This window comes from Stenotrophomonas sp. SORGH_AS_0321 (assembly GCF_031453215.1).
Taxonomy (GTDB): Bacteria; Pseudomonadota; Gammaproteobacteria; order Xanthomonadales; family Xanthomonadaceae; genus Stenotrophomonas; species Stenotrophomonas chelatiphaga.
This window is the reverse complement of sequence record NZ_JAVIZG010000001.1, coordinates 1649545-1671265: the sequence shown is the minus strand read 5'-3', so window position 1 is coordinate 1671265 and position 21721 is coordinate 1649545. Positions and strand designations below refer to the sequence as shown.

23 protein-coding genes are annotated in these 21721 nt (G+C 66.1%); 12 read left to right on the top strand and 11 right to left on the bottom strand.

What is annotated here, in order from left to right:
* Positions 1-105 precede the first annotated feature (105 nt).
* Entirely contained in the window at positions 106-1542 is a 1437-nt protein-coding gene (lpdA, locus tag QE373_RS07300) for a dihydrolipoyl dehydrogenase (RefSeq protein ID WP_309685093.1), read from the top strand.
* A gap of 84 nt (positions 1543-1626) precedes the next feature.
* Here lpdA and QE373_RS07295 read toward each other — a convergent pair whose 3' ends face one another.
* From QE373_RS07295 to QE373_RS07270, 6 genes are all read right to left on the bottom strand, one after another.
* A complete protein-coding gene (locus QE373_RS07295; protein WP_057509362.1) occupies positions 1627-1842 on the bottom strand; it encodes a hypothetical protein in 216 nt (71 codons plus the stop codon).
* A 173-nt stretch (positions 1843-2015) separates the two neighbouring features.
* Positions 2016-3440 (bottom strand): replicative DNA helicase, encoded by a 1425-nt coding sequence (locus tag QE373_RS07290; RefSeq protein ID WP_057509363.1) that lies wholly within the window; start codon positions 3438-3440, stop codon positions 2016-2018.
* 231 nt (positions 3441-3671) lie between these two features.
* On the bottom strand, positions 3672-4232 hold the full coding sequence (locus tag QE373_RS07285) for an NADPH-dependent FMN reductase (protein ID WP_057509364.1): 561 nt from the start codon (positions 4230-4232) through the stop codon (positions 3672-3674).
* An 84-nt stretch (positions 4233-4316) separates the two neighbouring features.
* On the bottom strand, positions 4317-4976 hold the full coding sequence (locus QE373_RS07280; RefSeq protein WP_309685088.1) for a glutathione S-transferase family protein: 660 nt from the start codon (positions 4974-4976) through the stop codon (positions 4317-4319).
* A 77-nt stretch (positions 4977-5053) separates the two neighbouring features.
* Positions 5054-5599 carry a GNAT family N-acetyltransferase gene (locus QE373_RS07275; RefSeq protein WP_309685086.1) on the bottom strand — a complete coding sequence of 182 codons (546 nt, stop codon included), beginning with the start codon at positions 5597-5599 and terminating at the stop codon, positions 5054-5056.
* 80 nt (positions 5600-5679) lie between these two features.
* Positions 5680-6510, bottom strand: coding sequence for a glycine zipper 2TM domain-containing protein (locus QE373_RS07270; protein WP_057509367.1), 831 nt, complete (start codon positions 6508-6510; stop codon positions 5680-5682).
* Positions 6511-6672: 162 nt separating this feature from the next.
* On the opposite strand from QE373_RS07270, the gene QE373_RS07265 reads away from it, so the two are divergent.
* Positions 6673-6888, top strand: a complete 216-nt coding sequence (locus tag QE373_RS07265) for a DUF6116 family protein (protein ID WP_057509368.1) — start codon at positions 6673-6675, stop codon at positions 6886-6888.
* Positions 6885-7664 (top strand): TatD family hydrolase, encoded by a 780-nt coding sequence (locus tag QE373_RS07260; RefSeq protein ID WP_309689619.1) that lies wholly within the window; start codon positions 6885-6887, stop codon positions 7662-7664. The genes QE373_RS07265 and QE373_RS07260 overlap by 4 nt, the downstream gene beginning before the upstream one ends.
* 31 nt (positions 7665-7695) lie before the next feature.
* Here the strand turns inward: QE373_RS07260 and QE373_RS07255 are convergent, their stop codons facing one another.
* Positions 7696-8508: a tRNA threonylcarbamoyladenosine dehydratase gene (locus QE373_RS07255; RefSeq protein WP_309685083.1), complete on the bottom strand. Its 813-nt coding sequence runs from the start codon at positions 8506-8508 to the stop codon at positions 7696-7698.
* 184 nt (positions 8509-8692) lie between these two features.
* Here QE373_RS07255 and QE373_RS07250 point away from each other — a divergent pair, with 184 nt between their 5' ends.
* Positions 8693-9184 carry a glycine zipper 2TM domain-containing protein gene (locus tag QE373_RS07250; protein WP_309685081.1) on the top strand — a complete coding sequence of 164 codons (492 nt, stop codon included), beginning with the start codon at positions 8693-8695 and terminating at the stop codon, positions 9182-9184.
* Positions 9185-9281: 97 nt separating this feature from the next.
* Here the strand turns inward: QE373_RS07250 and QE373_RS07245 are convergent, their stop codons facing one another.
* Complete coding sequence (locus tag QE373_RS07245; protein WP_019185917.1) at positions 9282-9485, bottom strand: cold-shock protein; 204 nt, start codon at positions 9483-9485, stop codon at positions 9282-9284.
* A 233-nt stretch (positions 9486-9718) separates the two neighbouring features.
* On the opposite strand from QE373_RS07245, the gene QE373_RS07240 reads away from it, so the two are divergent.
* From QE373_RS07240 to arsC, 3 genes are all read left to right on the top strand, one after another.
* Positions 9719-10204 carry a DUF456 domain-containing protein gene (locus QE373_RS07240; RefSeq protein ID WP_309685076.1) on the top strand — a complete coding sequence of 162 codons (486 nt, stop codon included), beginning with the start codon at positions 9719-9721 and terminating at the stop codon, positions 10202-10204.
* Positions 10205-10337: 133 nt separating this feature from the next.
* On the top strand, positions 10338-11492 hold the full coding sequence (locus QE373_RS07235) for a phospholipase A (RefSeq protein ID WP_309685074.1): 1155 nt from the start codon (positions 10338-10340) through the stop codon (positions 11490-11492).
* Positions 11492-11833, top strand: a complete 342-nt coding sequence (arsC, locus tag QE373_RS07230) for an arsenate reductase (glutaredoxin) (RefSeq protein WP_309685072.1) — start codon at positions 11492-11494, stop codon at positions 11831-11833. The genes QE373_RS07235 and arsC overlap by 1 nt, the downstream gene beginning before the upstream one ends.
* A gap of 48 nt (positions 11834-11881) precedes the next feature.
* Here the strand turns inward: arsC and QE373_RS07225 are convergent, their stop codons facing one another.
* Entirely contained in the window at positions 11882-13399 is a 1518-nt protein-coding gene (locus QE373_RS07225; protein ID WP_309685070.1) for a fumarate hydratase, read from the bottom strand.
* Between the two features lie 154 nt (positions 13400-13553).
* Between QE373_RS07225 and sigJ the strand changes: the two genes are divergently transcribed.
* The 4 genes from sigJ (at position 13554) to QE373_RS07205 (ending at position 17761) form a co-directional block, all read left to right on the top strand.
* Positions 13554-14450, top strand: coding sequence for an RNA polymerase sigma factor SigJ (gene sigJ, locus QE373_RS07220; protein ID WP_309685068.1), 897 nt, complete (start codon positions 13554-13556; stop codon positions 14448-14450).
* Between the two features lie 39 nt (positions 14451-14489).
* The gene (locus tag QE373_RS07215; protein WP_309685066.1) at positions 14490-14936 is read left to right on the top strand and encodes a carboxymuconolactone decarboxylase family protein; all 447 of its coding nucleotides are present in this window, start codon (positions 14490-14492) and stop codon (positions 14934-14936) included.
* Positions 14937-15031: 95 nt separating this feature from the next.
* Positions 15032-16888 (top strand): ABC transporter ATP-binding protein, encoded by a 1857-nt coding sequence (locus tag QE373_RS07210; RefSeq protein ID WP_309685064.1) that lies wholly within the window; start codon positions 15032-15034, stop codon positions 16886-16888.
* Between the two features lie 93 nt (positions 16889-16981).
* Complete coding sequence (locus tag QE373_RS07205; protein WP_057687169.1) at positions 16982-17761, top strand: ferredoxin--NADP reductase; 780 nt, start codon at positions 16982-16984, stop codon at positions 17759-17761.
* A 14-nt stretch (positions 17762-17775) separates the two neighbouring features.
* Here the strand turns inward: QE373_RS07205 and QE373_RS07200 are convergent, their stop codons facing one another.
* Positions 17776-18246: a glutathione peroxidase gene (locus QE373_RS07200; protein ID WP_309685062.1), complete on the bottom strand. Its 471-nt coding sequence runs from the start codon at positions 18244-18246 to the stop codon at positions 17776-17778.
* A 116-nt stretch (positions 18247-18362) separates the two neighbouring features.
* Between QE373_RS07200 and QE373_RS07195 the strand changes: the two genes are divergently transcribed.
* Positions 18363-20531 (top strand): M3 family metallopeptidase, encoded by a 2169-nt coding sequence (locus tag QE373_RS07195; RefSeq protein ID WP_309685059.1) that lies wholly within the window; start codon positions 18363-18365, stop codon positions 20529-20531.
* Positions 20532-20600: 69 nt separating this feature from the next.
* On the opposite strand, the gene cfa is transcribed toward QE373_RS07195, so the two are convergent.
* A complete protein-coding gene (gene cfa, locus QE373_RS07190; protein ID WP_309685057.1) occupies positions 20601-21719 on the bottom strand; it encodes a cyclopropane fatty acyl phospholipid synthase in 1119 nt (372 codons plus the stop codon).
* Positions 21720-21721 lie beyond the last annotated feature (2 nt).

The following is a 21721-nucleotide window of genomic DNA, read 5'->3' as shown; positions in this document are numbered from 1 at the left end:
AGGGGTCTGTCGATCCGGGGCACGGCCAACGGCCCTGCCCGCCTCCCGGCGCACTGCGCCACCGGCCCGCTTGCACGGGTCGAGGACTGCATCAAGGACTCTCAAATGGCTGAACAATTCGACGTCGTCGTCATCGGTGCCGGCCCGGCCGGTTACCACGCCGCCATCCGTGCCGCGCAGCTGGGCCTGAAGACGGCCTGCATCGACGCGGCGCTGGGCAAGGATGGCAAGCCCGCCCTCGGCGGCACCTGCCTGCGCGTGGGCTGCATCCCGTCCAAGGCGCTGCTGGATTCCTCGCGCCAGTACTGGAACATGGGCCATATCTTTGGCGACCATGGCATCAGCTTCAAGGACGCCAAGATCGACGTCGAAGCGATGGTTGGCCGCAAGGACAAGATCGTCAAGCAGTTCACCGGCGGCATCGCCATGCTGTTCAAGGCCAACAAGGTGGCTGCGTATTACGGCTTCGGCGAGCTGCAGAAGGACAACGTGGTCAAGGTCACCCAGCACGATGGTTCGATCGTCGAGCTGAAGGGCACCAACGTGATCATCGCCGCCGGGTCGGATTCGATCGAACTGCCGTTCGCAAAGTTCGACGGTGAGACCATCGTCGACAACGTCGGCGGCCTGGACTTCACCGAAGTTCCCAAGCGCCTGGCCGTGATCGGTGCCGGCGTCATCGGCCTGGAACTGGGCAGCGTGTGGAAGCGCCTCGGCGCCGAAGTCACCATCCTGGAAGCCCTGCCGGACTTCCTGGCCGCTGCCGATGCCGAAGTGGGCAAGGTCGCGCTGAAGGAGTTCAAGAAGCAGGGCCTGGACATCAAGCTGGGCGCCAAGGTGTCCAAGGCGGAAGTGTCCGGCAAGGGCAAGAAGGCCGAAGTCGCGCTGACCTACACCGATGCCGAAGGCGAGAAGTCGCTGGTCGTGGACAAGCTGCTGGTGGCCGTCGGCCGTCGCGCGGCGACCAAGGGCCTGCTGGCAGAAGGCACCGGCGTCAAGATCAACGAGCGTGGCCAGATCGAAGTGGACGCGCATTGCCACACCGGCGTCAACGGCGTGTGGGCGGTCGGTGACTGCGTGCGCGGCCCGATGCTGGCGCACAAGGGCTTCGAGGAAGGCATCGCGGTTGCCGAGCTGATCGCCGGCCTGCCGGGCCACGTCAACTTCGACACCATCCCGTGGGTCATCTACACCGAGCCGGAGCTGGCCTGGGTCGGCAAGACCGAGCAGCAGCTGAAGGCCGAGGGCATTCCGTACAAGGCCGGCAGCTTCCCGTTCGCCGCCAACGGCCGTGCGGTCGCGATGATCGAGCCGACCGGCTTCGTCAAGGTGCTGGCACACGCTGAAACCGATCGCATCCTGGGCATGCACCTGGTGGGCGCGAACGTGTCCGAACTGGTGCACGAAGGCGTGCTGACCATGGAGTTCAGCGGTTCGGCCGATGACCTGGCCCGTATCTGCCATGCGCATCCGTCGCTGTCCGAAGTGGTGCACGATGCGGCCATGGCGGTCAGCAAGCGTGCCATCCACAAGGCGAACTGATCCGCCCGTGGTAGTGACGGCCGCTGGCCGTCACGCTTCACATCAAGAAACCCCGCCAAGGCGGGGTTTTTTGTTGCGCCGTGCTCAGGCGGCCTGCGCCCGCCCTGCTCCCAGCAGCCTGGCCGGCAGCATCAGCACCGCGCCGAGGAAGGCGAACAACGCCGAGAAGGTCACCCCGACCAGCCGGAACGGCAGGCTCAGCAGCCACACCAACGGCCACGCCAGCAGGGCGAGGATCGCCAGCGGCCAGCACAGCACGAACAGCAGGCACCACACGCCCAGCGCGAACAGGGTCTTCATGACAGGTCTCCCTGGCGGCACCGTGCCGCCTTGGGGCCATCGTTGCCGGCGGCCGGCTGCCGCGCAACGGGAATGCGACGAAACCCGGGATGCGGCGACGAACAGCGCACTCATGGCGGCCAGCGGCCTTCGCCATGACGGCCAGCGGCCGTCACTACCTGTTGCAACCGCCGTTACTCGAACGAACCCACCGAGTCGTGCGACAGGTTGTCGAAGCGGGTGTATTCGCCGAAGAACTTCAGCTTGCACGAGCCGGTGGGACCACCACGGTGCTTGCCGATGATGATCTCGGCCAGGCCCTTGTCCGGCGAGTTTTCCTTGTTGTAATAATCGTCACGGTAGATGAAGACGATCATGTCCGCATCCTGCTCGATAGCGCCGGATTCGCGAAGATCGGCCATCACCGGGCGCTTGTCGGTACGCGTTTCCAGCGAGCGGTTGAGCTGGGACAGCGCGATCACCGGCACGTTGAGTTCCTTGGCCAGGCCCTTCAGGCCACGCGAGATCTCGGAGATTTCCGTCGCGCGGTTTTCGCTGTTGCCCGGCACGCTCATCAGCTGCAGGTAGTCGATCACGATCAGGCCCAGGTCGTGCTCGCGCTTCAGGCGGCGGCACTTGGAACGCAGGATCTCCGGCGACACGCCCGGCGTATCGTCGATGAAGATCTTGGTTTCCTTCAGCATGCGGATCGCGCCGGTGACCCGGCTCCAGTCCTCGTCTTCGAGCTGGCCGGTACGCAGGCGCTGTGCGTTGATGCGCCCATTGGAGGAGATCAGGCGCATCGCCAGCTGCGAGGCCGACATTTCCATCGAAAAAATCGCCACGCCCTTCTTCGATTTGATCGCCGCGTACTCGGCGATGTTCAGCGCCAGCGTGGTCTTGCCCATCGCCGGACGCGCCGCGAGGATGATCAGGTCGGTCGGCTGCAGGCCGGCGGTCATCGCATCGAAATCGTTGTAGCCGGTCGGCAGGCCGGTGATGTTGCCGCCGTTCTCGAAGCGGTTGCGCAGCTCTTCGAAGGCATCCTTCAGGGCGCCGGGCATGGCCACGAAATCGGTGCGTCCGCGCGCGCCCTGTTCGGCGATGGCGAACACCGACTTTTCCGCGCTGGCGAGCAGTTCGCTGCTCTCGCGACCTTCGGGCTGGAAGCCGTCGTTGACGATATCCGTGCCGACCTGGATCAGCTGGCGCAGCACCGCCTTGTCACGCACGATTTCCGCGTAGGCCACGATGTTCGCCGCCGACGGCGTGGTGCTGGCGAGTTCGATCAGGTAGGCGCCGTCACCGACCAGTTCCATCTTGCCCTGCGATTCGAACCATTCGCCCAGCGTCACCGCATCGAACGGACGATCGCGCTCGGACAGCTCGCGGATCGCGCGGTAGATCATCTGGTGGTCGCGGCGGTAGAAGTCGACTTCATTCAACTGGTCGTTGACGCGGTCGAATGCATCCGGGGCCAGCATCAGGCCGCCGAGCACCGCCTGTTCGGCTTCGACCGAATGCGGGGGCACGCGCAGGGAATCAATGCGCGATTCATCGCGGTCGAAGCGATCGGAGCGCTCCCTGCGGTCGGACTTGAAGCCGGAACGAGCAGCCATGCGGCGGAATTTCCTACAGAAGTGGCGAGATCAGTGTAGGCATGCGGGCAACCCTGCCGCCATGGACAAGCCTGTGGATAAGCCGTGGAGAAACGGGGGATATCCGCCAATGCCCGGCCAGCGTGGCGCGGAGGCGTCGCACTACCTGCGACAGGTGCCGTTGCGGCACCTGCAGGCCTCCATTATCGCAGATCGCAGGCGTCGTTCACCCCGCCCGATGTCGCCGGCGGTTCAGGCGCCCTTGCCGTGCACCGCCACCAGGGTCAGGAAGCGGTCGACGAAGCCCTGCAGGAACTCCTGCGTGCCGGCATTGCTGATGGTGCCTGCTTCGTCGATCAGTCCTTCCTTGAAGTGCAGGAAGGCCTCCGGCTGGCCCAGCACCGGCATGTCCAGGTAGGCCAGGATGTTGCGCAGGTGCTGTTGCGCCAGCGCCGTGCCGATCACCCCGATGGAGGCACCGATCACCGCTGCCGGCTTGCCCGCGAACGCGCTGTGGCCATACGGCCGCGAGCCGATGTCGATGGCGTTCTTCAACACGCCCGGCACCGAGCGGTTGTATTCCGGCGTCACGAACAACACCGCGTCGGCGCCGCGGATCTGCTGCTTCAGCCGCTTGCCCTGCGCGGGGTAATCCGCATCGAAATCCTGGTTGTAGAGCGGCAGGTCACCGATCTCCACGAAGTCAAAGCGCGCCCTGCCCGCCGCCAGCTTCTCCAGCGCGCGTGCCAGGCGGCGGTTGATCGACTCCTTGCGCAGGCTGCCAACGAGCACGGCAATGGTGTATTCGGCCACGGGATCACCTTCTGTTCGGGGGGCAGGCCAGACTAGACCGGCCCGCCTTCGTCGCCAGTGAAGAGCCGCAGCGCACCCGGCCGGTCAGGACGCCTGGTCGAAGCGCGCGCGGACCTTGGCAGTGACCTCGGGCATCGCAACGAAGCCGGGCTGGGAACGCACCCGCTGCAGCCACGCGACCACCGCCGGATACGGCTGCAGGGAAACCCCGCCGTCCCCTGCTACATCGGTGTAGGCGAACAGCGCGATATCGGCGATGCCATACGCCGCGCCACTGAACCAGCGCGCGTGGCCCAAGTGCTGCTCCATCACCGCCAATGCGGCAGCACTGCGCTCACGCAGCCGTGGCAGTTCGGCGCGACGCGGTGAATCGGCCGCGGTCCAGCCACAGATGAAGCGCGCCACCGCGACATAGGGCTCGTGGCTGTACTGTTCGAAGAACATCCAGCGCAGGGTCTGCGCGCGCTCCCAGCCGTCGCTGGAGAGGAACGGCGTGCCTTCGGCCAGCCAGAACAGGATCGCATTGGATTCGGGCAGCACGCGGCCGTCATCGCGCACCACGACGGGCACCTTCGCGTTCGGGTTCAGGGCCAGGAATTCCGGCGCGTGGGTCTGCCCGTGCGCACTGTCCACCTCCACCCAGCGATAGCGCGTGCCCAGCTGCTCCAGCAGCAGGCGCACCTTGTGGCAGTTGCCGGATACCGACATCCCGTGGACGGTCAGCCCGATCCGCTCATCGCTCATCATCATGCTCCGGTTGCCGCGCCGATCAGGGCGACGCTGGGGCAGTCTGGCAAGCACGCGCGCGCTTGCCAAGCGGGTCAGCGCGCGCGCCGTGCCAGCCACTGGGCGCGGCTCTGGCCCCACACTTCCACCGGCTTGCCCGCGTGCGGTGGCGGCAGTTCGTCGATGCGCAGCAGCGTGCTGCCGAGTTTGCCGGCGACGGCCTTGGAATTGACGTTGTCCGCAGCGATGGAGTGGATCACCTCCTCCCATCCCAGGCTGGCGAACACCCAGTCCATCGCCGCCGTGGCCGCTTCCGGCGCATAGCCCAGGCCCCAGCTCTGGCGCCGGATGCTCCAGCCCACTTCGGTACCGGGCCAGTCCAGCGGCTGCCACGGCCCCAGCCGGCCCACCCACTGCCCGCTGGATTTCTCGATGACGCTGAACATCGAAACGCCGAACAACTGCCAGGCACCGGCCAGCGCGCAGAAGCTGCGCCAGGCCACCGAGGGCGGCTGTACACCGCCGAGATGGGACATCACCGCCTCATCCGCGCTGAAGTCGAGATAGGGCTGCAGGTCGACGGCCTGCGGCGGCCGCAGGATCAGGCGCTCGGTTTCAAGACGGAGATCGAAGATGCTCATGCTGGCTTCCTGCAGGGGAAAACGAAAACAGGCCGGCTTGCGCCGACCTGTCTTTGAACCGCGATCACGCCCATCCGGTGTTACTGACGGGTGCTACCGACGTCAGCCGCAGCGGTCTGGGTGACCAGCTGTCCATCCACCACCGGCAGGCGATCACTGGCCGGCTTGTCGTTCATGCGGATGGTCTTCTCGGCACCGTCGTAGCGGTAGGTCACGTCGTACCCCTTGACCACATCGGTGTTGCCCATGGCGATCCGGTTGCCCGGCTTGCTGTCCATGCGCATCGTGCCGGTGGTGCCATCCTCGTTGCGGTAGGTGACGTTGTAACCGGTCACCTGGCTGGACTCGGAGGTGGTGGTTTCGGTGTGGCACTGGCGCTCGGTACGGTTGACCACGCGGCCGCCGACATGGCGCTTGTCCACGTTGTTGCCGATCATGCCGCCAGCCACTGCGCCTGCGGCGGTGGCGACCTTGCGACCATTGCCGCCGCCGACCTGGTTGCCCAGCAGGCCACCGATGACCGCACCGGCGACCGTGCCGCCGACGTTGCCGTCGCGCTCGGGAAGGCGTTCCTGCACCACCACGTCCTCGCACACCTCATGCGGGGTCTGGGTGCTGGAGGTCTGGCGCACCGCCTCGGTACCGATGACCGTGGCGTAGGCCTTTTCTTTCTGGGTGATCGGCGCGACCTTCAGCACGTCGGCATATTCCAGCCCGCGCCGTGCCTCCACATCCAGCGCATCGGTGCGCACGCCGTCCTCGGCCACGCTGCCATCGGGCAGCACGGTTCCATCGGCGGCGGTCACGTAACCAGGAGAGGTGTCACCGCTTTTCATGAAGGCGGCGGTCGCGATGCCACCGACCAGCAGCGCGCCTGCGGCGACCAGGACAGTAGTAGTAGTTGATTTCATGACCTGCTCCTTGCGGACCACCCGCAACGTTCACGATGTGGATTGCAGCACGCGCTGGCTGAACGGAATATCGACAGAACCTTTATGTCCGGCCTCCCATTCAGGAAACTGCAGACCTACGCCCATGATAGCGTTTGCATTGGTACCCCACGGAACTCGACGATGGCCAACCCCATGCTGCTGCCGCTGCTCAACTGGGCGCGCCGACTGCGCTTCCCCACCCTGTTCAAGCTCACCGCCGGCCTGTTCGCTATCACGCTGGTGGTGCCCGACCCGATTCCGTTCGTGGACGAACTGCTGCTCGGCATGGGCACCCTGCTGCTGGCCAGCTGGAAAACCCGGTCGCCGCCCAAGGCGCCGCCGCTGGAGCTGCGCTGACCGTGCTGGTGGACAGTCATTGCCACCTGGATGCAGCTGAGTTCGATCCGGACCGTGCGCAGGTGATCGAGCGCGCCCGCGCTGCCGGCGTGCGGGCGCAGGTAGTGCCGGCGGTGACCGCGGCAAGTTGGCCGAAGCTGCGCGAGGTCTGCCTGCAGGCCCCCGGGCTGCATCCCGCATACGGCCTGCATCCGGTGTTCCTGGCCGAGCATGCGCGGGGACACGTGGACGAACTGCGCCAGTGGATCGAACGCGAGCGCCCCTGCGCGATCGGCGAATGCGGCCTGGACTTCTTCATCGAAGACCTCGACCGCGACCTGCAGCAGTATTACTTCGTGGCCCAACTGGAGCTCGCGCGGGAATTCGACCTGCCGGTGATCGTGCATGCGCGGCGCGCGGTGGATGCGGTGATCGCCGCGGTGCGCCAGGTGGGCGGTCTGCGCGGGGTGGTCCACAGTTTTTCAGGCAGCCCCGAACAGGCTGCACAACTGCACAAGGCCGGTTTCCTGCTGGGACTCGGCGGGCCGGTCACCTACGACCGCGCGCAGCGCCTGCATCGCCTGGTGCAGTCCATGCCGCTGGAGCAGCTGCTGCTGGAAACCGATGCCCCCGACCAGCCGGATCAAGCAATCCGCGGCCAGCGCAACGAACCGGCACGGCTGCGCGACATCGCCACCCACATCGCCGGACGCCGGGGCATCAGCCTGCAGGTGCTTGCCGAGGCGACCACGGCCAACGCGCAGCGGTTGTTCGGGCTGCCCGCCGCGGCCGCCTGACCTGCATCGCGGCCGGCGGGAACCGCCGGCGTCATCCGGCCGCGTCGGCGACCTGCTTCTTCGGCGCGAGCAGCATCTCCAGCGCCTTGGCCACCGCGGCAAATGCAAACGCGCCGGTGATGTGGGTCGCCGCGCCGAGTCCGGCACCGCAGTCGAGCTTCAGCGCCGCGTCCGGGCCCAGTTCCGGGCGTATCCCGCAGACACTGCCGTCGGCCTGCGGATAGCGCACGTTTTCCAGGGAATAGATCGCCGGCACGCCGAAGTAACGCTTGGCATTCTTCGGGAAGTTGAACTCGCTGCGCAGCTTCTTGCGGATGAGCGCCAGCATCGCATCGTGTTCGGTGCGTGATACATCACGTACGCGCACCAGGGTGGGATCGGTGCGGCCTCCGGCGGCGCCGACGGTGAGCAGCGGCAGCTTGCGCCGGCGGCACCAGGCGATGGTTTCCACCTTGACCCGGAAACTGTCACAGGCATCGATGACCAGGTCGAAACCACGATCGAGCAGCTCGACCATGTTGGCCGGGGTCAGGAACGCTTCGACCGCATCCACGTCGATGGCCGGATTGATGGCGCGGCAGCGCTCGGCCATCGCCACCGACTTGGTGCGCCCGTAGTTGCCTTCCATCGCCGGCAGCTGGCGGTTGGTGTTGGACACGCAGATATCATCGGCATCGATCAGGGTCAGGTGGCCTACGGCCGAACGGGCCAGCGCCTCCACCACCCACGAGCCGACCCCGCCCATGCCGACCACGGCGACCCGCCGCGCCTGCAGGGTCTCCAGCGATCCGCGCCCGTACAGCCGTTCAACGCCGGCGAAGCGTTCTTTGATCTGATCATTCATCGCGCCATTTTAACGGGTGTCGGGCCGTTCCCGTGCAGGGCCCGTGCCGCGCGTGCGCTGGGCGTGGTTCATCCGCCAGCCATGAAATGGGGGAATGGTTGGCGCGCCGTTCACGTTCAAAGAAGGAGGATCCCTCCCAAGCGCACCAGACGCCTACCATCCTTTCTGGCCAGGAGAACCACCCATGAAAATCCAGCTCATTGCCGCGAGTGTTGTCGCCACCCTTGCCCTGGCCGGTTGTGCCACCTCGCCCGGTTACGGCGGCGGCGGTTACGGCAGCACCAACAGCGGCTACGGCAACAGTGGTGGCAACTACAACACCAACCGCTGCGCAGACTGCGGCATCGTCACCCGCATCAATACCGTGGCCTCCGGCCGTGCGGCACCGTCGGCGACCGGTGCGGTGCTCGGCGGCATCGTCGGCGCCGTGGCCGGCCATGAAATCTCCGACCACACCGGCGGCAGCCGTGGCAACAAGAACATCGCCGCGGCTGCAGGCGCGGTTGGCGGCGCACTGGCCGGCAACCAGATCCAGAAGAACGTCACCAGCGATACCTACGATATCGCCGTGCGCATGGATGATGGCCGCACCATCGTGGTCAACCAGCGTGACCTGGGCGGGATCCGCGAAAACACCTACGTGCGTGTCGTGAACGGCCGCGTGGTGCTGCGCTGATCCTGGCAGCGTTGCTGCTGCCAGCCGTTGCAGCGACATGAACCAGAAGGGCCCGCTCGCGCGGGCCCTTCTGCTGAAACAAATGCGGCGCTTTCAATCAGAGCGGCTTGACCTTGTCGGCCTGCAGGCCCTTCTGGCCGGTGACGACCTCGAACTCGACGGCCTGGCCTTCCTTCAGCGACTTGAAGCCCTGCGATTCGATGGCGCGGAAATGCACGAACACATCCTCGCCACTCTCACGGCTGATGAAACCAAAGCCTTTCGCATCGTTGAACCACTTGACGGTGCCCTTCTCAGCCATCTTTGCTACTCCCTTACTGTCTTGTAATTGGTTACGCCCTGACAGGCGGCTGACGAGCAAGGAGGAAGCGAGGTGCAACGATGTAGCGGATCGCTGGGATCTACCATCATCAGGCCACGATCCACGGTGACCTTGCCAAGCTCAGCGGGGTCACGTTAACCCGGCATAAATGAAAATGCAACGGGTAGATTGATCAATGTGTCAACCCCTTTTAGACCTCCATACGGTAAAGCATGGACCTCTCATTCATCTTGTATCTGGTAGCGGCTCTCTGCATCGCGCTGGGCATCGCCGGCATCGTGCTGCCAGCGCTTCCCGGCATTCCATTGGTCTTCCTCGGCCTGCTGCTGGCCGCGTGGGCTGACGGCTTCGTCCATGTTGGCTGGCCCGTGTTGACGGTACTGGCCGTCTTGACCGTGCTGTCCTTCGTGGTGGACGTGCTGGCGACGGTGGTCGGGGCGCAGCGCGTGGGGGCCAGCCGCAAGGCCTTGTGGGGCACCTTCATCGGCAGCATCGCCGGGCTGTTTTTCATGCCGGTCGGGCTGTTCCTCGGCCCGCTGCTGGGTGCGCTGGTCGGCGAGTATTGGCACAGCCGCGAACTCGGCCGTTCCACCAGGGTGGGACTGGCTACGTGGCTCGGCGTCCTGCTGGGGATGGCGCTGAAGGTCGCGCTGCTGGTGGCAATGCTGGGGCTGTTCGCGTTTGCCTGGCTGCTCTGAACTCACTGCGGTTTCACGCCGCTTCACAGGGGGCACTGGCATAACCGCTTCGACCACTGGCGGCCAACGCCGACGCAGGCCACACTGCTCCTCACTCTCTCTCCTATTCAGCCTCGTGCAAGGGCCCGCAGCAATGACCCTCACCTCCCCGATTCCCCGCCTGGCCCCGTTGGTGCTGGCCCTGTCCAGCGCTCCGCTGGCCGCGCAGGAATTCACTGCTTCGCCTGCAACCTCGCCCAGCGCCTGCGCCGCCATCACCACCGACGCGGCGCGGCTTGCCTGCTATGACCAGCTGTTCGGTCCCACCCAGGCCACCACCGCGCAGGCCGACGCCGCGGCCGAAGCCGCTGCGGTGGCGCGCAAGGAAGAACGCCGCGAAGTCCGGGTCAGCGCAGGCGAGGAGAAACTGCGCTCGCGCGTGGGCGACCTGTTCCGCCCGGCCCCGCACGATGCGGCGCTGGCCAATGCCGGCCGCGGCTCGCTGCTGGACAGCCGCTGGGAGCTGGCCGAAGACTCCAAGCTGGGGCCGTTCCAGCTGCGCGCCTACAAGCCGGTGTACTTGCTGCCGGCGTTTTGGACCAGCGACAAGAATCTCGCTCCGCAGTCGCCGAACCCGGCCAACACGGTGACCACCCCGCAGTTGCTGGACAGCAACGAGCTGAAGTTCCAGCTCAGCTTCAAGACCAAGATCGTGGAGAACCTGTTCGGCGACAACGGTGACATCTGGGCCGGCTATACCCAGAGCTCGCGCTGGCAGGCCTACAACGCCGACAACTCGCGCCCGTTCCGCGAAACCAACTACGAACCGGAGGTCATGGCCGTGTTCCGCAATGGCTACTCCATCGGTGGCTGGCGCGGCCGCATGAGTGCCATCGGCATCAACCACCAGTCCAATGGCCGGGCCGATCCGTTCTCGCGCAGCTGGAACCGGGTGATCGTCAGTGTCGGCCTGGACCGCGAGAACTGGGCATTGACCCTGCGCCCGTGGTACCGCCTGCCGGAGTCGCGCAGCGATGACAACAACCCGGACATCCAGGATTACATGGGCCGCGGCGATGCGACCCTGGTGTGGAACCGCAACGGCCATGAAGTCGCGCTGATGGGGCGGCATTCGCTGCGCGGTGGTGACCGCTCGCACGGCGCATTGCAGATCGACTATGGGTTCCCGATCAGCAACCTGCTGCGCGGCCACGTCCAGGTGTTCGATGGCTACGGCGAGAGCATGATCGACTACAACCACAAGGCCACCTACATCGGCGTGGGCGTGTCGTTGCTGGAGTGGTTCTGATGTCCGTGACGCTCTGGCACAACACCGCCTGCAGCAAGTCACGCAATACGCTCAAGCTGATCCGCGATGCCGGACTGGATCCGGTCATCGTGGATTACCTGGCCGATCCGCCCGACGCGCAGGCGCTGCGCAAGGTGCTGGCCGATGCCGGCCTGCGCGCTGCGGAGCTGGTGCGCAGCAACGAGTCGGTGTTTGCCGAACTGGGGCTGGCCGGCGCCGATGAGGCGCGGCTGGTAGACGCGATGGTCGCCCATCCGCGCCTCATCAACCGGCCGATCGTGATCACCGACAAAGGCACGCGCCTGTGCCGGCCACCCGAGCGGGTGCTTGACATTCTGTAACGCGCGGCGGTGACGACCCCACGGTCGTCACCCAGCCCGTGGGCCGTATCAGGCCACCACCACCGGAATCTTGCCGATCCGGGCCTGCCATTCGCGCGGGCCGGTCTGGTGAACCGACTCGCCGGTGGAATCCACCGCCACCGTCACCGGCATGTCCTGCACGGTGAACTCGTAGATGGCCTCCATGCCCAGATCGGCGAAGCCGACCACCCTGGCCGCCTTGATCGCCTTGGACACCAGGTAGGCCGAACCACCGACGGCCATCAGGTAGGCCGACTTGTTGTCACGGATCGCTTCGATCGCCGCCGGTCCGCGTTCGGCCTTGCCGACCATGCCCAGCAGGCCGGTCTGTTCCAGCACCTGGCGGGTGAACTTGTCCATGCGGGTGGCGGTGGTCGGACCGGCCGGCCCCACCACTTCCCCGCGCACCGGGTCGACCGGGCCCACGTAGTAGATGAAGCGGCCCTTGAGGTCGACCGGCAGCGGCTCGCCCTTGTCCAGCATTTCCACGATGCGCTTGTGCGCGGCATCGCGGCCGGTCAGCAGCTTGCCGTTGAGCAGCAGGGTCTGGCCCGGCTTCCAGCTGGCCACATCGGCCGGAGTGATCGTATCCAGGTCCACCCGGGTGCCCTTGGACGCGTCATAGGTGATCTGCGGCCAGTCTTCCAGCGACGGCGGATCCAGCATCACCGGGCCGCTGCCATCCAGGGTGAAGTGCGCGTGGCGGGTTGCCGCGCAGTTCGGGATCATCGCCACCGGCAGGTTCGCCGCATGGGTGGGGAAGTCCTTGACCTTGATGTCCAGCACGGTGGTCAGGCCGCCCAGGCCCTGCGCGCCGATGCCCAGCGCGTTGACCTTGTCGAACAGTTCCAGGCGCAGTTCTTCGGCGCGGTTGGACGCACCCCGGGCCTTCAATTCGTTGATGTCGATCGGCTCCATCAGCGATTCCTTGGCCAGCAGCATCGCTTTTTCAGCGGTGCCACCAATGCCGATGCCGAGCATGCCCGGCGGGCACCAGCCGGCGCCCATGGTCGGCACGGTCTTCAGCACCCAGTCGACGATGGAATCGGAAGGATTGAGCATGGCGAACTTGCTCTTGGCTTCCGAACCGCCGCCCTTGGCCGCGACGATCACCTCGACGTGGTCACCCGGCACCACCTTGACGTTGACCACGCCAGGGGTGTTGTCCCTGGTATTGATGCGCTTGCCGGCCGGATCGGCCAGCACCGAAGCGCGCAGCTTGTTGTCCGGATGGTTGTAGGCGCGGCGCACGCCTTCGTTGGCCATGTCCTCCACGCCCATGGTGGCATCGTCCCAGCGCACGTTCATGCCGATTTCCAGGAACACGGTGACGATGCCGGTGTCCTGGCAGATCGGCCGGTGGCCTTCGGCGCACATCCGCGAATTGATCAGGATCTGCGCCATCGCCTCCTTGGCCGCCGGTGATTCCTCGCGCTCGTAGGCTGCGGCAAGGCTCTTGATATAGTCCACCGGGTGGTAGTACGAGATGTACTGCAGCGCGTCGGCGATGGACTGGATGAGGTCTTCCTGCTTGATCGATGTCACGGCTTGCTCGCTTGCTCGGGGCTGGCGGGGGTTGATCCAGCCATTTTACCCCGCGCGCTGGTCGCTGCAGTATCGGGGCCGGGACGCCGCGGACGAAAGCGTGTTCCACTGGTGGCGCCTGTCACAGCAGCCCGCAGCGGGGCGTCCTGGACCCATGAGCGCAGAATCGCATTTCCATGACCACCGCCCTCGCCTGCTGGCGCTGGCCTACCGCCTGCTGGGCAGCCGCGCCGATGCCGAAGACATCGTGCAGGAGGCCTGGCTGCGCTGGGCCGGCGCTGTCCATGCCGACATCGCTGATCCGCTGGCATGGCTGGTGACCGCCACCACGCGCCTGGGGCTGGACCGCCTGCGTGCGGTCAAACGCCAACGCACTGATTACGTCGGCCCGTGGTTGCCCGAACCGCTGCATATCGGGCTGGACCTTCCCGCCCCGGCGGACCCGGCGCAGGTGCATGCACTGGCCGAGGACGTGTCACTGGCGTTTCTCGCACTGCTTGAACAGCTTGCGCCGGACGAACGTGCCGCCTTCCTGTTGAAGGAAGTCTTTGACCACGACTATCCGCAGGTGGCTTCGCTGCTGGGCCACAGTGAAGCCAACTGCCGGCAGATGGTGCACCGGGCCCGCAAGCGCCTGCAGGCGGGCCGCCCTCGGTTCAGCGCTGATGCGGTACAGCACCGGCAGCTGCTCGCCCGCTTCATGGACGCCTCCCAACGCGGCGACAGCGAGGCGATCCAGGCCTTGCTGCACGCCAACGCGCGCCACATTTCCGATGGCGGAGGGGTGGTCACCGCCGGCATCCGTCCACTGCTCGGCGCAGAACGGATAGGGCGGCTGTACTGGGCGATCGCCCGACGCGGCGGCACGCTGCCGGCACGCCTCGGCACGGTCAACGGGGAGCCGGCGATCCTGCGTTTCGATGGCGCGCGGCTGCAATCGGTCACCACGATCGTGGTCGAGCAGGAGCGCATCGTTGCGCTGTACAGCGTGCTCAATCCAGAGAAGCTCGGGGCGGCTGTAACAGGCCCCGACGCTGGCGCGTCCTTGTAGTGCAAGGCTGCCCATCCGGGCCGCCATCGGAGCCTGACCATGAATACCGCTGCCCCCCGTGTTGCCTACACCCGACTCGCCGCTGACGCCTTCAAGGGGCTGCTTGCGGTAAGCACGACCGTCCATGCAAGCTCGCTGGACCACGAACTGCAGGAGCTGGTCTATCTGCGCGTTTCGCAGATCAACGGCTGCGCCTACTGCCTGGACATGCATTCGACCGCGCTGCGCAAGTCCGGCATCGAACCACGCAAGCTGGATACCGTGGCGGCTTGGCGCGAGAGCCGGTTTTTCGACGCCCGCGAGCGCGCCGCGCTGGGCTGGGCAGAGGCGTTGACGCGGTTGCCGGACGGTGCGCCGTCCGATGCCGCCTACGCTGCGCTGGCGCCGCACTTTGATGATAAAGGCATCAGTGACCTGAGCATGGCAGTGGCGGTGATCAATGCCTGGAACCGGCTCGGGGCCGGGCTGCTGCCGCCGCTGCCCTGAACCTGCAACACGGACCGGTCGCGACGGCCACTGGCCGTCATGCCGATGCCCCGGCACCACTGCCTTGTCACGCCGTTGCGGCGCACACTGGGCACATGCCCGAAACTTCCCCATCCGCCCGCCCCAGCCTGCGCCAGCGCTTCTCGGCGATGCGCAACCTGCCACCGTTCCTGCGCCAGGTATGGCAGACCAGCCCGTGGCTGGCCAGCGCCAGCCTGGGGCTGCGCATCATCCGCGCCCTGTTGCCGGTGGCGATGCTGTATGTCGGCAAGCTGATCATCGATTCGGCCGTGCTGCTCAGCCAGCACGACGCCGGTTTTCCGCCGTTCGGTGAAGCGCTGTCCAGCGGCCTGCTCACCCCGTTGCTGACCCTGCTGGCGCTGGAATTCGGGCTGGCCATTGCCTCGGACCTGTTGGGGCGCATTGTCAGCTACGCCGATTCGCTGCTGTCGGAACTGTTCACCAATGTCACCAGCGTGCGCCTGATGGAGCACGCCGCCTCCTTGGACCTGGAGGATTTCGAGGATCCCGAACTGCAGGACAAGCTGGACCGTGCGCGGCGCCAGACCATGGGCCGGATGAACCTGATGAGCCAGCTGTTCGGCCAGGTCCAGGATGCGATCACCGTGGCCAGCCTTGCCGTGGGCCTGCTGGTCTACGCGCCGTGGTTGATCGTGCTGCTGGCGCTGGCGCTGGTGCCGGCCTTCATCGGCGAATCGCACTTCAACGCCGCCGGCTACAGTCTCAACTTCCAATGGACCCCCGAGCGTCGCCAGCTGGATTACCTGCGCCAGGTCGGGGCCAGCGTGGAAACCGCCAAGGAGGTCAAGATATTCAACCTCCACCGGTTCCTGATCGACCGCTACAGACTGCTGGCCGACCGCTTCTTTCACGCCAACCGAGCGCTGGCGCGCAAGCGCGCGTTCTGGGGTACGTTGCTGGCCGCGCTGGGCACGCTGGGTTACTACACCGCTTATGCGTATATCGCGTGGCGCACCGTGCGCGGTGATTTCAGCATCGGTGACCTGACCTTCCTGGCCGGCAGTTTCCTGCGCCTGCGGCAGTTGCTTGAAGGCCTGCTGATCGGTTTTTCGCAGGTGGCCAGCCAGGCGCTGTACCTGGACGACCTGTTCTCGTTCTTCCAGATCACCCCGGAAATCCACACCCGCCCCGATGCCATACCGGTGCCGCGGCCGATCCGCCAGGGCTTCGTGTTCGACAACGTCGGCTTTCGCTATCCGGATGCGGACACCTGGGCCGTGCGCCATCTCGACTTCCAGCTGCATGCCGGCGAGGTGCTGGCGCTGGTCGGCGAAAACGGCGCCGGCAAGACCACCCTGGTCAAGCTGCTGGCGCGGCTGTACGACCCGGACGAGGGCCGCATCCTGCTCGATGGGCGTGACCTGCGCGACTACGACCTGGACGACCTGCGCGCCAACATCGGGGTGATCTTCCAGGACTTCGTGCGTTACAACCTCACCGCCGGGGAGAACATCGGCGTCGGCCAGGTCGATGCGCTGGACGACACGCAGCGCATCCGCGACGCCGCACGCCGCGGCATGGCCGAAGAGGTGATCCAGGCCCTGCCCGGCGGCTACGAGCAGGTGATCGGGCGCCGCTTCAAGCAGGGCGTGGACCTGTCCGGCGGCCAGTGGCAGAAGATCGCCATCGCGCGCGCGTACATGCGCCAGGCCCAGGTGATGATCCTGGACGAGCCGACCGCCGCGCTCGACGCACGCGCCGAGTACGAGGTGTTCCAGCGCTTCCGCGAGCTGTCCGAACAACGCACCGCGGTGCTGATCTCGCACCGGTTTTCTTCGGTGCGCATGGCCGACCGCATCCTGGTGCTGGCCGATGGCCGGATCGAGGCCAGCGGCAGCCATGCCCAATTGATGGCCGAAGGCGGCCGCTATGCCGAGCTGTTCGAGCTGCAGGCGGCCGGTTATCGCTGAACGGCGGTCACGAACGCCTCTCATTCCGCTCAATGAGAACCTGTCTCATTTGAGGTAGAATGTCCCGGACGATTTCCTGGATACGCTACCCCCATGTCTGCTGCTTTCGGCGCCGAGACGGTGCTTGAGGTCCGCCACTGGACCGATGCCTACTTCAGTTTCACCCTGACCCGTGACAGCGGGTTCCGCTTCGAGAACGGCCAGTTCGTGATGATCGGCCTGGAAACCGAGGCGCGGCCGTTGCTGCGCGCGTATTCCATCGCCAGCGCGAACTGGGAAGAGAACCTGGAGTTCTTCAGCATCAAGGTGCAGGACGGCCCGCTGACCTCGCGCCTGCAGCACATCAAGCCGGGCGACAAGGTACTGGTGGGCAAGAAGCCGACCGGCACCCTGCTGATCAGCGACCTGCACCCGGGCAAGAACCTGTACCTGCTGGGCACCGGCACCGGCATGGCGCCGTGGCTGTCGGTGATCAAGGACCCGGAAACCTACGAGCGCTTCGACAAGGTGATCCTCACCCATGGCGTGCGTTACGAAAAGGACCTGGCCTACCGCGACTACTTCGAACGCGAACTGCGCGAGCACGAATTCCTGGGCGAGATGATCGGCGACAAGCTGCTGTATTACCCGGCCGTCACCCGCGAACCGTTCGCCAACCAGGGCCGCCTGACCTCGCTGCTGGAAAGCGGGCAGATGCAGCGCACCCTGGGCCTGCCGGAGCTGGACCCGGCCAACGACCGCGCGATGATCTGCGGCAGCCCGCAGATGCTGGCCGACCTGCGCACGGTGCTGGACGCCAAGGGCTTCCAGGTGTCCCCGCGCATCGGCAGTCCCGGCCATTACGTCTTCGAACGCGCCTTCGTCGAAAAATAAGCGTTTCCGCCCCCTCAATCGAGGCGGCGGCGGAGCTGGTCGGGGGTGGTGGTGGGGGCGAAGCGGGACTGCACCTGGCCCTGGCGGTCGAGCAGGAACTTGGTGAAGTTCCACTTGATGCGCGCGCTGCCCAGCAGGCCGCGTTTCTGCGTGGACAACCACTGCCACAACGGGTCGGCCCGGGGCCCGTTGACCTCGATCCGGGCAGACAGCGGGAAGGTCACCGGGTAATCCAGCGAACAGAACGTGCGGATCTGCGCGGCATCGCCGGGCTCCTGCGCGCCGAACTGGTTGCACGGAAAGCCGATCACCACCAACCCGCGTTCACGATGGTCCTGCCAGAGCCGCTCCAGGCCGGTGTACTGCGGGGTGAAACCGCAGCGGCTGGCCACGTTGACCAGCAGCAGCTGCTTGCCACGGTAGCGCGACAGCGCAACGCGCTCGCCTTCCAGCGTGGTGTATTCGAAGTCAAAGGCGCTGGTCATCGGCCGGCCGCTGCAGGGAACAAGCCAGCAGCCTGAACGCCCATGCCTTTCGACACAAGCCCACCCGTCCGGGGCCGGGTTACCCTCGGGGACTTGTCTTAGTGGAGTACCTTGCCTTGACCACCCGCCTTGCCCTTGCCGTGGCCATGACCCTCGGCCTTGCCCTGCCCGCCTATTCCGCCGGCGCCGCCACCCCGGCTGCCAGCACCGCCGCGCAGCAGGCCAACCCGTTCTTCGCCGACAGCCCGCTGCCGCTGCACTACCCGCAGTTCGACAAGATCACCGACAGCGATTTCGCCCCGGCCTTCGACGCCGGCATGGCGCAGCAGCTGAAGGAAGTGGAGGCCATCGCCAACAACAAGGCCAAGCCGACCTTCGAAAACACCCTGATCGCGCTGGAGAAGAGCGGCGAGACGCTGGACCGCGCCACCACCGTGTTCTTCGCGCTGGTCGGTGCCGATACCAATGACACCCGCAAGAAGCTGCAGGCCGACTATTCGGCGCGCTTTGCCGCCCATGGCGATGCGATCGCACTGAACGGCAAGCTGTTCGCCCGCATCCAGGCCCTGTATGACGACCGCGCCAAGCTGGGCCTGGACGCCGAAGGCGTGCGCCTGGTCGAGAAGTACTACGAGAACTACGTCCGCGCCGGCGCCAAGCTGTCCGAGGCGGACAAGACCAAGCTCAAGGAAATGAACGCCGAGCTGGCCAACCTGGGCACCAAGTTCAGCCAGAACGTGCAGTCCGAGGTGAACGCCTCCGCGCTCACCGTGGACGACGTCAAGGAGCTGGACGGCCTGTCGCAAGAGCAGATCTCCGCCGCCGCCGAAGCGGCCAAGGCGCGTGGCCTGGACGGCAAGTACGTGATCACCCTGCTCAACACCACCGGCCAGCCGCCGCTGACCAACCTGGCCAACCGTGCGCTGCGCCAGAAGATCCATGAAGCGTCCACCACCCGTGGCAGCCGCGGCGGTGAGTTCGACAACACCGCGCTGGTGGCGCGCATCATGCAGCTGCGCGCCGACAAGGCCAAGCTGATGGGCTTCCCCAACTTCGCCGCCTACAACCTGACCAACCAGACCGCCAAGACCCCCGAAGCGGTCAACGCGATGCTCGGCCAGCTGGCTCCGGCCGCGGTGGCCAACGCCAAGCGCGAAGCCGCCGACCTGCAGGCGATGATCGACCAGGAACAGAAGGCCGCCGGCAAGCCGACCTTCAAGCTGGAAGCGTGGGACTGGGCGTTCTACAGCGAGAAGGTGCGCCAGGCCAAGTACAACTTCGACGAGTCCCAGCTCAAGCCGTACTTCGAAATGAAGACGGTGCTGGAAGACGGCGTGTTCCATGCCGCCGAACTCGAATTCGGCCTGACCTTCAAGCAGCGCACCGACCTGCCGGTCTACCACGACGACGTCACCGTGTACGACGTGTTCGATGCCGACGGCAGCCAGCTGGCGATCTTCATCTTCGACCCGTATGCACGCGCGTCCAAGCGCGGCGGTGCGTGGATGAACTCCTACGTTTCGCAGTCCGAACTGTCCGGCTTCAAGCCGGTGGTGGCCAACCACCTCAACATCCCCAAGCCGCCGGCCGGCAAGCCGACCCTGCTGACCTGGGATGAAGTGACCACCACCTTCCACGAGTTCGGCCACGCGCTGCATGGCATGTTCTCCAACGTGAAGTACCCGTATTTCTCCGGCACCTCGGTGCCGCGCGACTTCGTCGAGTTCCCCTCGCAGGTCAATGAAATGTGGGCCGACAACCCGGTCATCCTGAAGAACTACGCCAAGCACTACCAGAACGGTTCGGCAATGCCGCAGGCGCTGCTGGACAAGGTGGTCGCCGCCGCCAAGTTCAACCAGGGCTTTGCCACCACCGAATACCTGGGCGCGGCGATGCTCGACCAGCGCTGGCACCAGATCAGCGCCGGCCAGGTTCCGGCCGCCGCCGACGTGATGAAGTTCGAAGCCGATGCACTGGCCAAGGACGGCATCTTCTACGCGCCGGTGCCCCCGCGTTACAAGACCCCGTACTTCAGCCACATCATGGGCGGCTACTCGGCCGGTTACTACGCCTACATCTGGTCGGAAGTGCTCGACGCCAACACCCAGAAGTGGTTCAACGAGAACGGCGGCCTGAGCCGCAAGAACGGCGACCACTTCCGCAAAACCCTGTTGTCGCGTGGCGGCAGCGTCGATGCGATGCAGCTGTTCCGCGATTTCGCCGGCCACGAGCCGCAGATCGAGCCGCTGCTGGAGAAGCGTGGCCTGACCGGTGCAGGCAACTAAGCAGCATCGGTAACAGCGTGGCCTGGAAGGTCGCCCGGGAAACCGGGCGGCCTTTTTTCATGGCGCGCCTCAGCGCGGTGCCACGTACCCGCCGGGCACCCCTTCCGGGGACAGCACCAGTTGCCACAACTGGGCATGCCGGCAGCGGAACGCGGCCATCGAACCGGCCAGGTAGAAGCGCCACATGCGCTTGAAGCGTTCGTCGTATCGCTGCGGATCCAGCTGCGGCCAGGCCGCTTCCACGTTGCGCCGCCAGGCCTGCAGGGTCAGGTCGTAGTCGGTGCCGAAGCCATGCCAGTCTTCGAGCACGAAGCGGCCCTCGAACGCGCGCGTGACCTGCACCGCCGAGGGCAGCATCGAGTTGGGGAAAATGTAGCGGGCGATCCACGGATCGGTACGGTGGCCGCTGACATTGCGCCCGATGGTATGCAGCAGCAACAGCCCGTCCGCTGCCAGGCAACGCCGCGCCACGTCGAAGAAGTGCCGGTAATTGCGCTCGCCCACGTGCTCGAACATGCCGATGGAGAACACCGCGTCGAAGCGCTCATCCAGCGCGCGGTAATCCTGCAGCCGGATCTCCACCGGCAGGCCCGCGCAGCGCTCGCGTGCATAGGCGGCCTGCTCTTCGGAGATGGTGACCCCGACGCCGCTGACCCCGTAGCGCTCGCACGCCAACTTCAGCGCCTCGCCCCAGCCGCAGCCGATGTCCAGCACGCGCTGGCCGGGCCGCAGCGCAAGCTTGCGGCACACCAGGTCCAGCTTGGCCTCCTGCGCGGCGTCCAGGTCCGCGGCCTGCCGCCAGTAGCCGCAGCTGTACACCAGCCGCCGCCCCAGCATCGCCGCGTACAGGTCGTTGCCGAGGTCGTAGTGACGGCGCCCGACCTCGAAACTGCGCTGGCCGGACTGCGCGTTGACCAGACGCGCGCGGACCGCATCGGCCAGTTCCCGCCAGCCGTGCACGCGCTCGTCCAGGTGCGCCTGCAGCAGGTGCAGCAGGAACACATCCAGCTGGTTGGCGTCCCACCAGCCGTCCATGTAACTCTCGCCCAGCGCCAGCGACCCACCTGCCAGGACCCGCGCATGGAAGCGCGGGTCGTGGACCTGGATATCCTGCGGCCGGACACCGCCAACGGTGACGCCGGCTTCGTGCAGCAACGCGGTGAGCCGGACCTGCAGCGCCGCGTCCATCG

Excerpts from the sequence above, each read along its gene's own strand:
- QE373_RS07290 (WP_057509363.1), bottom strand. The coding sequence starts at position 3,440 with ATGGCTGCTCGTTCCGGCTTCAAGTCCGACCGCAGGGAGCGCTCCGAT.
- QE373_RS07235 (WP_309685074.1), top strand. The coding sequence starts at position 10,338 with ATGACCCTCACCTCCCCGATTCCCCGCCTGGCCCCGTTGGTGCTGGCC.
- QE373_RS07240 (WP_309685076.1), top strand. The coding sequence starts at position 9,719 with ATGGACCTCTCATTCATCTTGTATCTGGTAGCGGCTCTCTGCATCGCG.
- cfa (WP_309685057.1), bottom strand. The coding sequence starts at position 21,719 with ATGGACGCGGCGCTGCAGGTCCGGCTCACCGCGTTGCTGCACGAAGCC.
- arsC (WP_309685072.1), top strand. The coding sequence starts at position 11,492 with ATGTCCGTGACGCTCTGGCACAACACCGCCTGCAGCAAGTCACGCAAT.
- QE373_RS07215 (WP_309685066.1), top strand. The coding sequence starts at position 14,490 with ATGAATACCGCTGCCCCCCGTGTTGCCTACACCCGACTCGCCGCTGAC.
- QE373_RS07205 (WP_057687169.1), top strand. The coding sequence starts at position 16,982 with ATGTCTGCTGCTTTCGGCGCCGAGACGGTGCTTGAGGTCCGCCACTGG.
- QE373_RS07280 (WP_309685088.1), bottom strand. The coding sequence starts at position 4,976 with ATGAGCGATGAGCGGATCGGGCTGACCGTCCACGGGATGTCGGTATCC.
- QE373_RS07295 (WP_057509362.1), bottom strand. The coding sequence starts at position 1,842 with ATGAAGACCCTGTTCGCGCTGGGCGTGTGGTGCCTGCTGTTCGTGCTG.
- QE373_RS07250 (WP_309685081.1), top strand. The coding sequence starts at position 8,693 with ATGAAAATCCAGCTCATTGCCGCGAGTGTTGTCGCCACCCTTGCCCTG.
- QE373_RS07245 (WP_019185917.1), bottom strand. The coding sequence starts at position 9,485 with ATGGCTGAGAAGGGCACCGTCAAGTGGTTCAACGATGCGAAAGGCTTT.
- QE373_RS07270 (WP_057509367.1), bottom strand. The coding sequence starts at position 6,510 with ATGAAATCAACTACTACTACTGTCCTGGTCGCCGCAGGCGCGCTGCTG.
- QE373_RS07255 (WP_309685083.1), bottom strand. The coding sequence starts at position 8,508 with ATGAATGATCAGATCAAAGAACGCTTCGCCGGCGTTGAACGGCTGTAC.
- QE373_RS07200 (WP_309685062.1), bottom strand. The coding sequence starts at position 18,246 with ATGACCAGCGCCTTTGACTTCGAATACACCACGCTGGAAGGCGAGCGC.
- QE373_RS07210 (WP_309685064.1), top strand. The coding sequence starts at position 15,032 with ATGCCCGAAACTTCCCCATCCGCCCGCCCCAGCCTGCGCCAGCGCTTC.
- sigJ (WP_309685068.1), top strand. The coding sequence starts at position 13,554 with ATGAGCGCAGAATCGCATTTCCATGACCACCGCCCTCGCCTGCTGGCG.
- QE373_RS07275 (WP_309685086.1), bottom strand. The coding sequence starts at position 5,599 with ATGAGCATCTTCGATCTCCGTCTTGAAACCGAGCGCCTGATCCTGCGG.
- lpdA (WP_309685093.1), top strand. The coding sequence starts at position 106 with ATGGCTGAACAATTCGACGTCGTCGTCATCGGTGCCGGCCCGGCCGGT.
- QE373_RS07265 (WP_057509368.1), top strand. The coding sequence starts at position 6,673 with ATGGCCAACCCCATGCTGCTGCCGCTGCTCAACTGGGCGCGCCGACTG.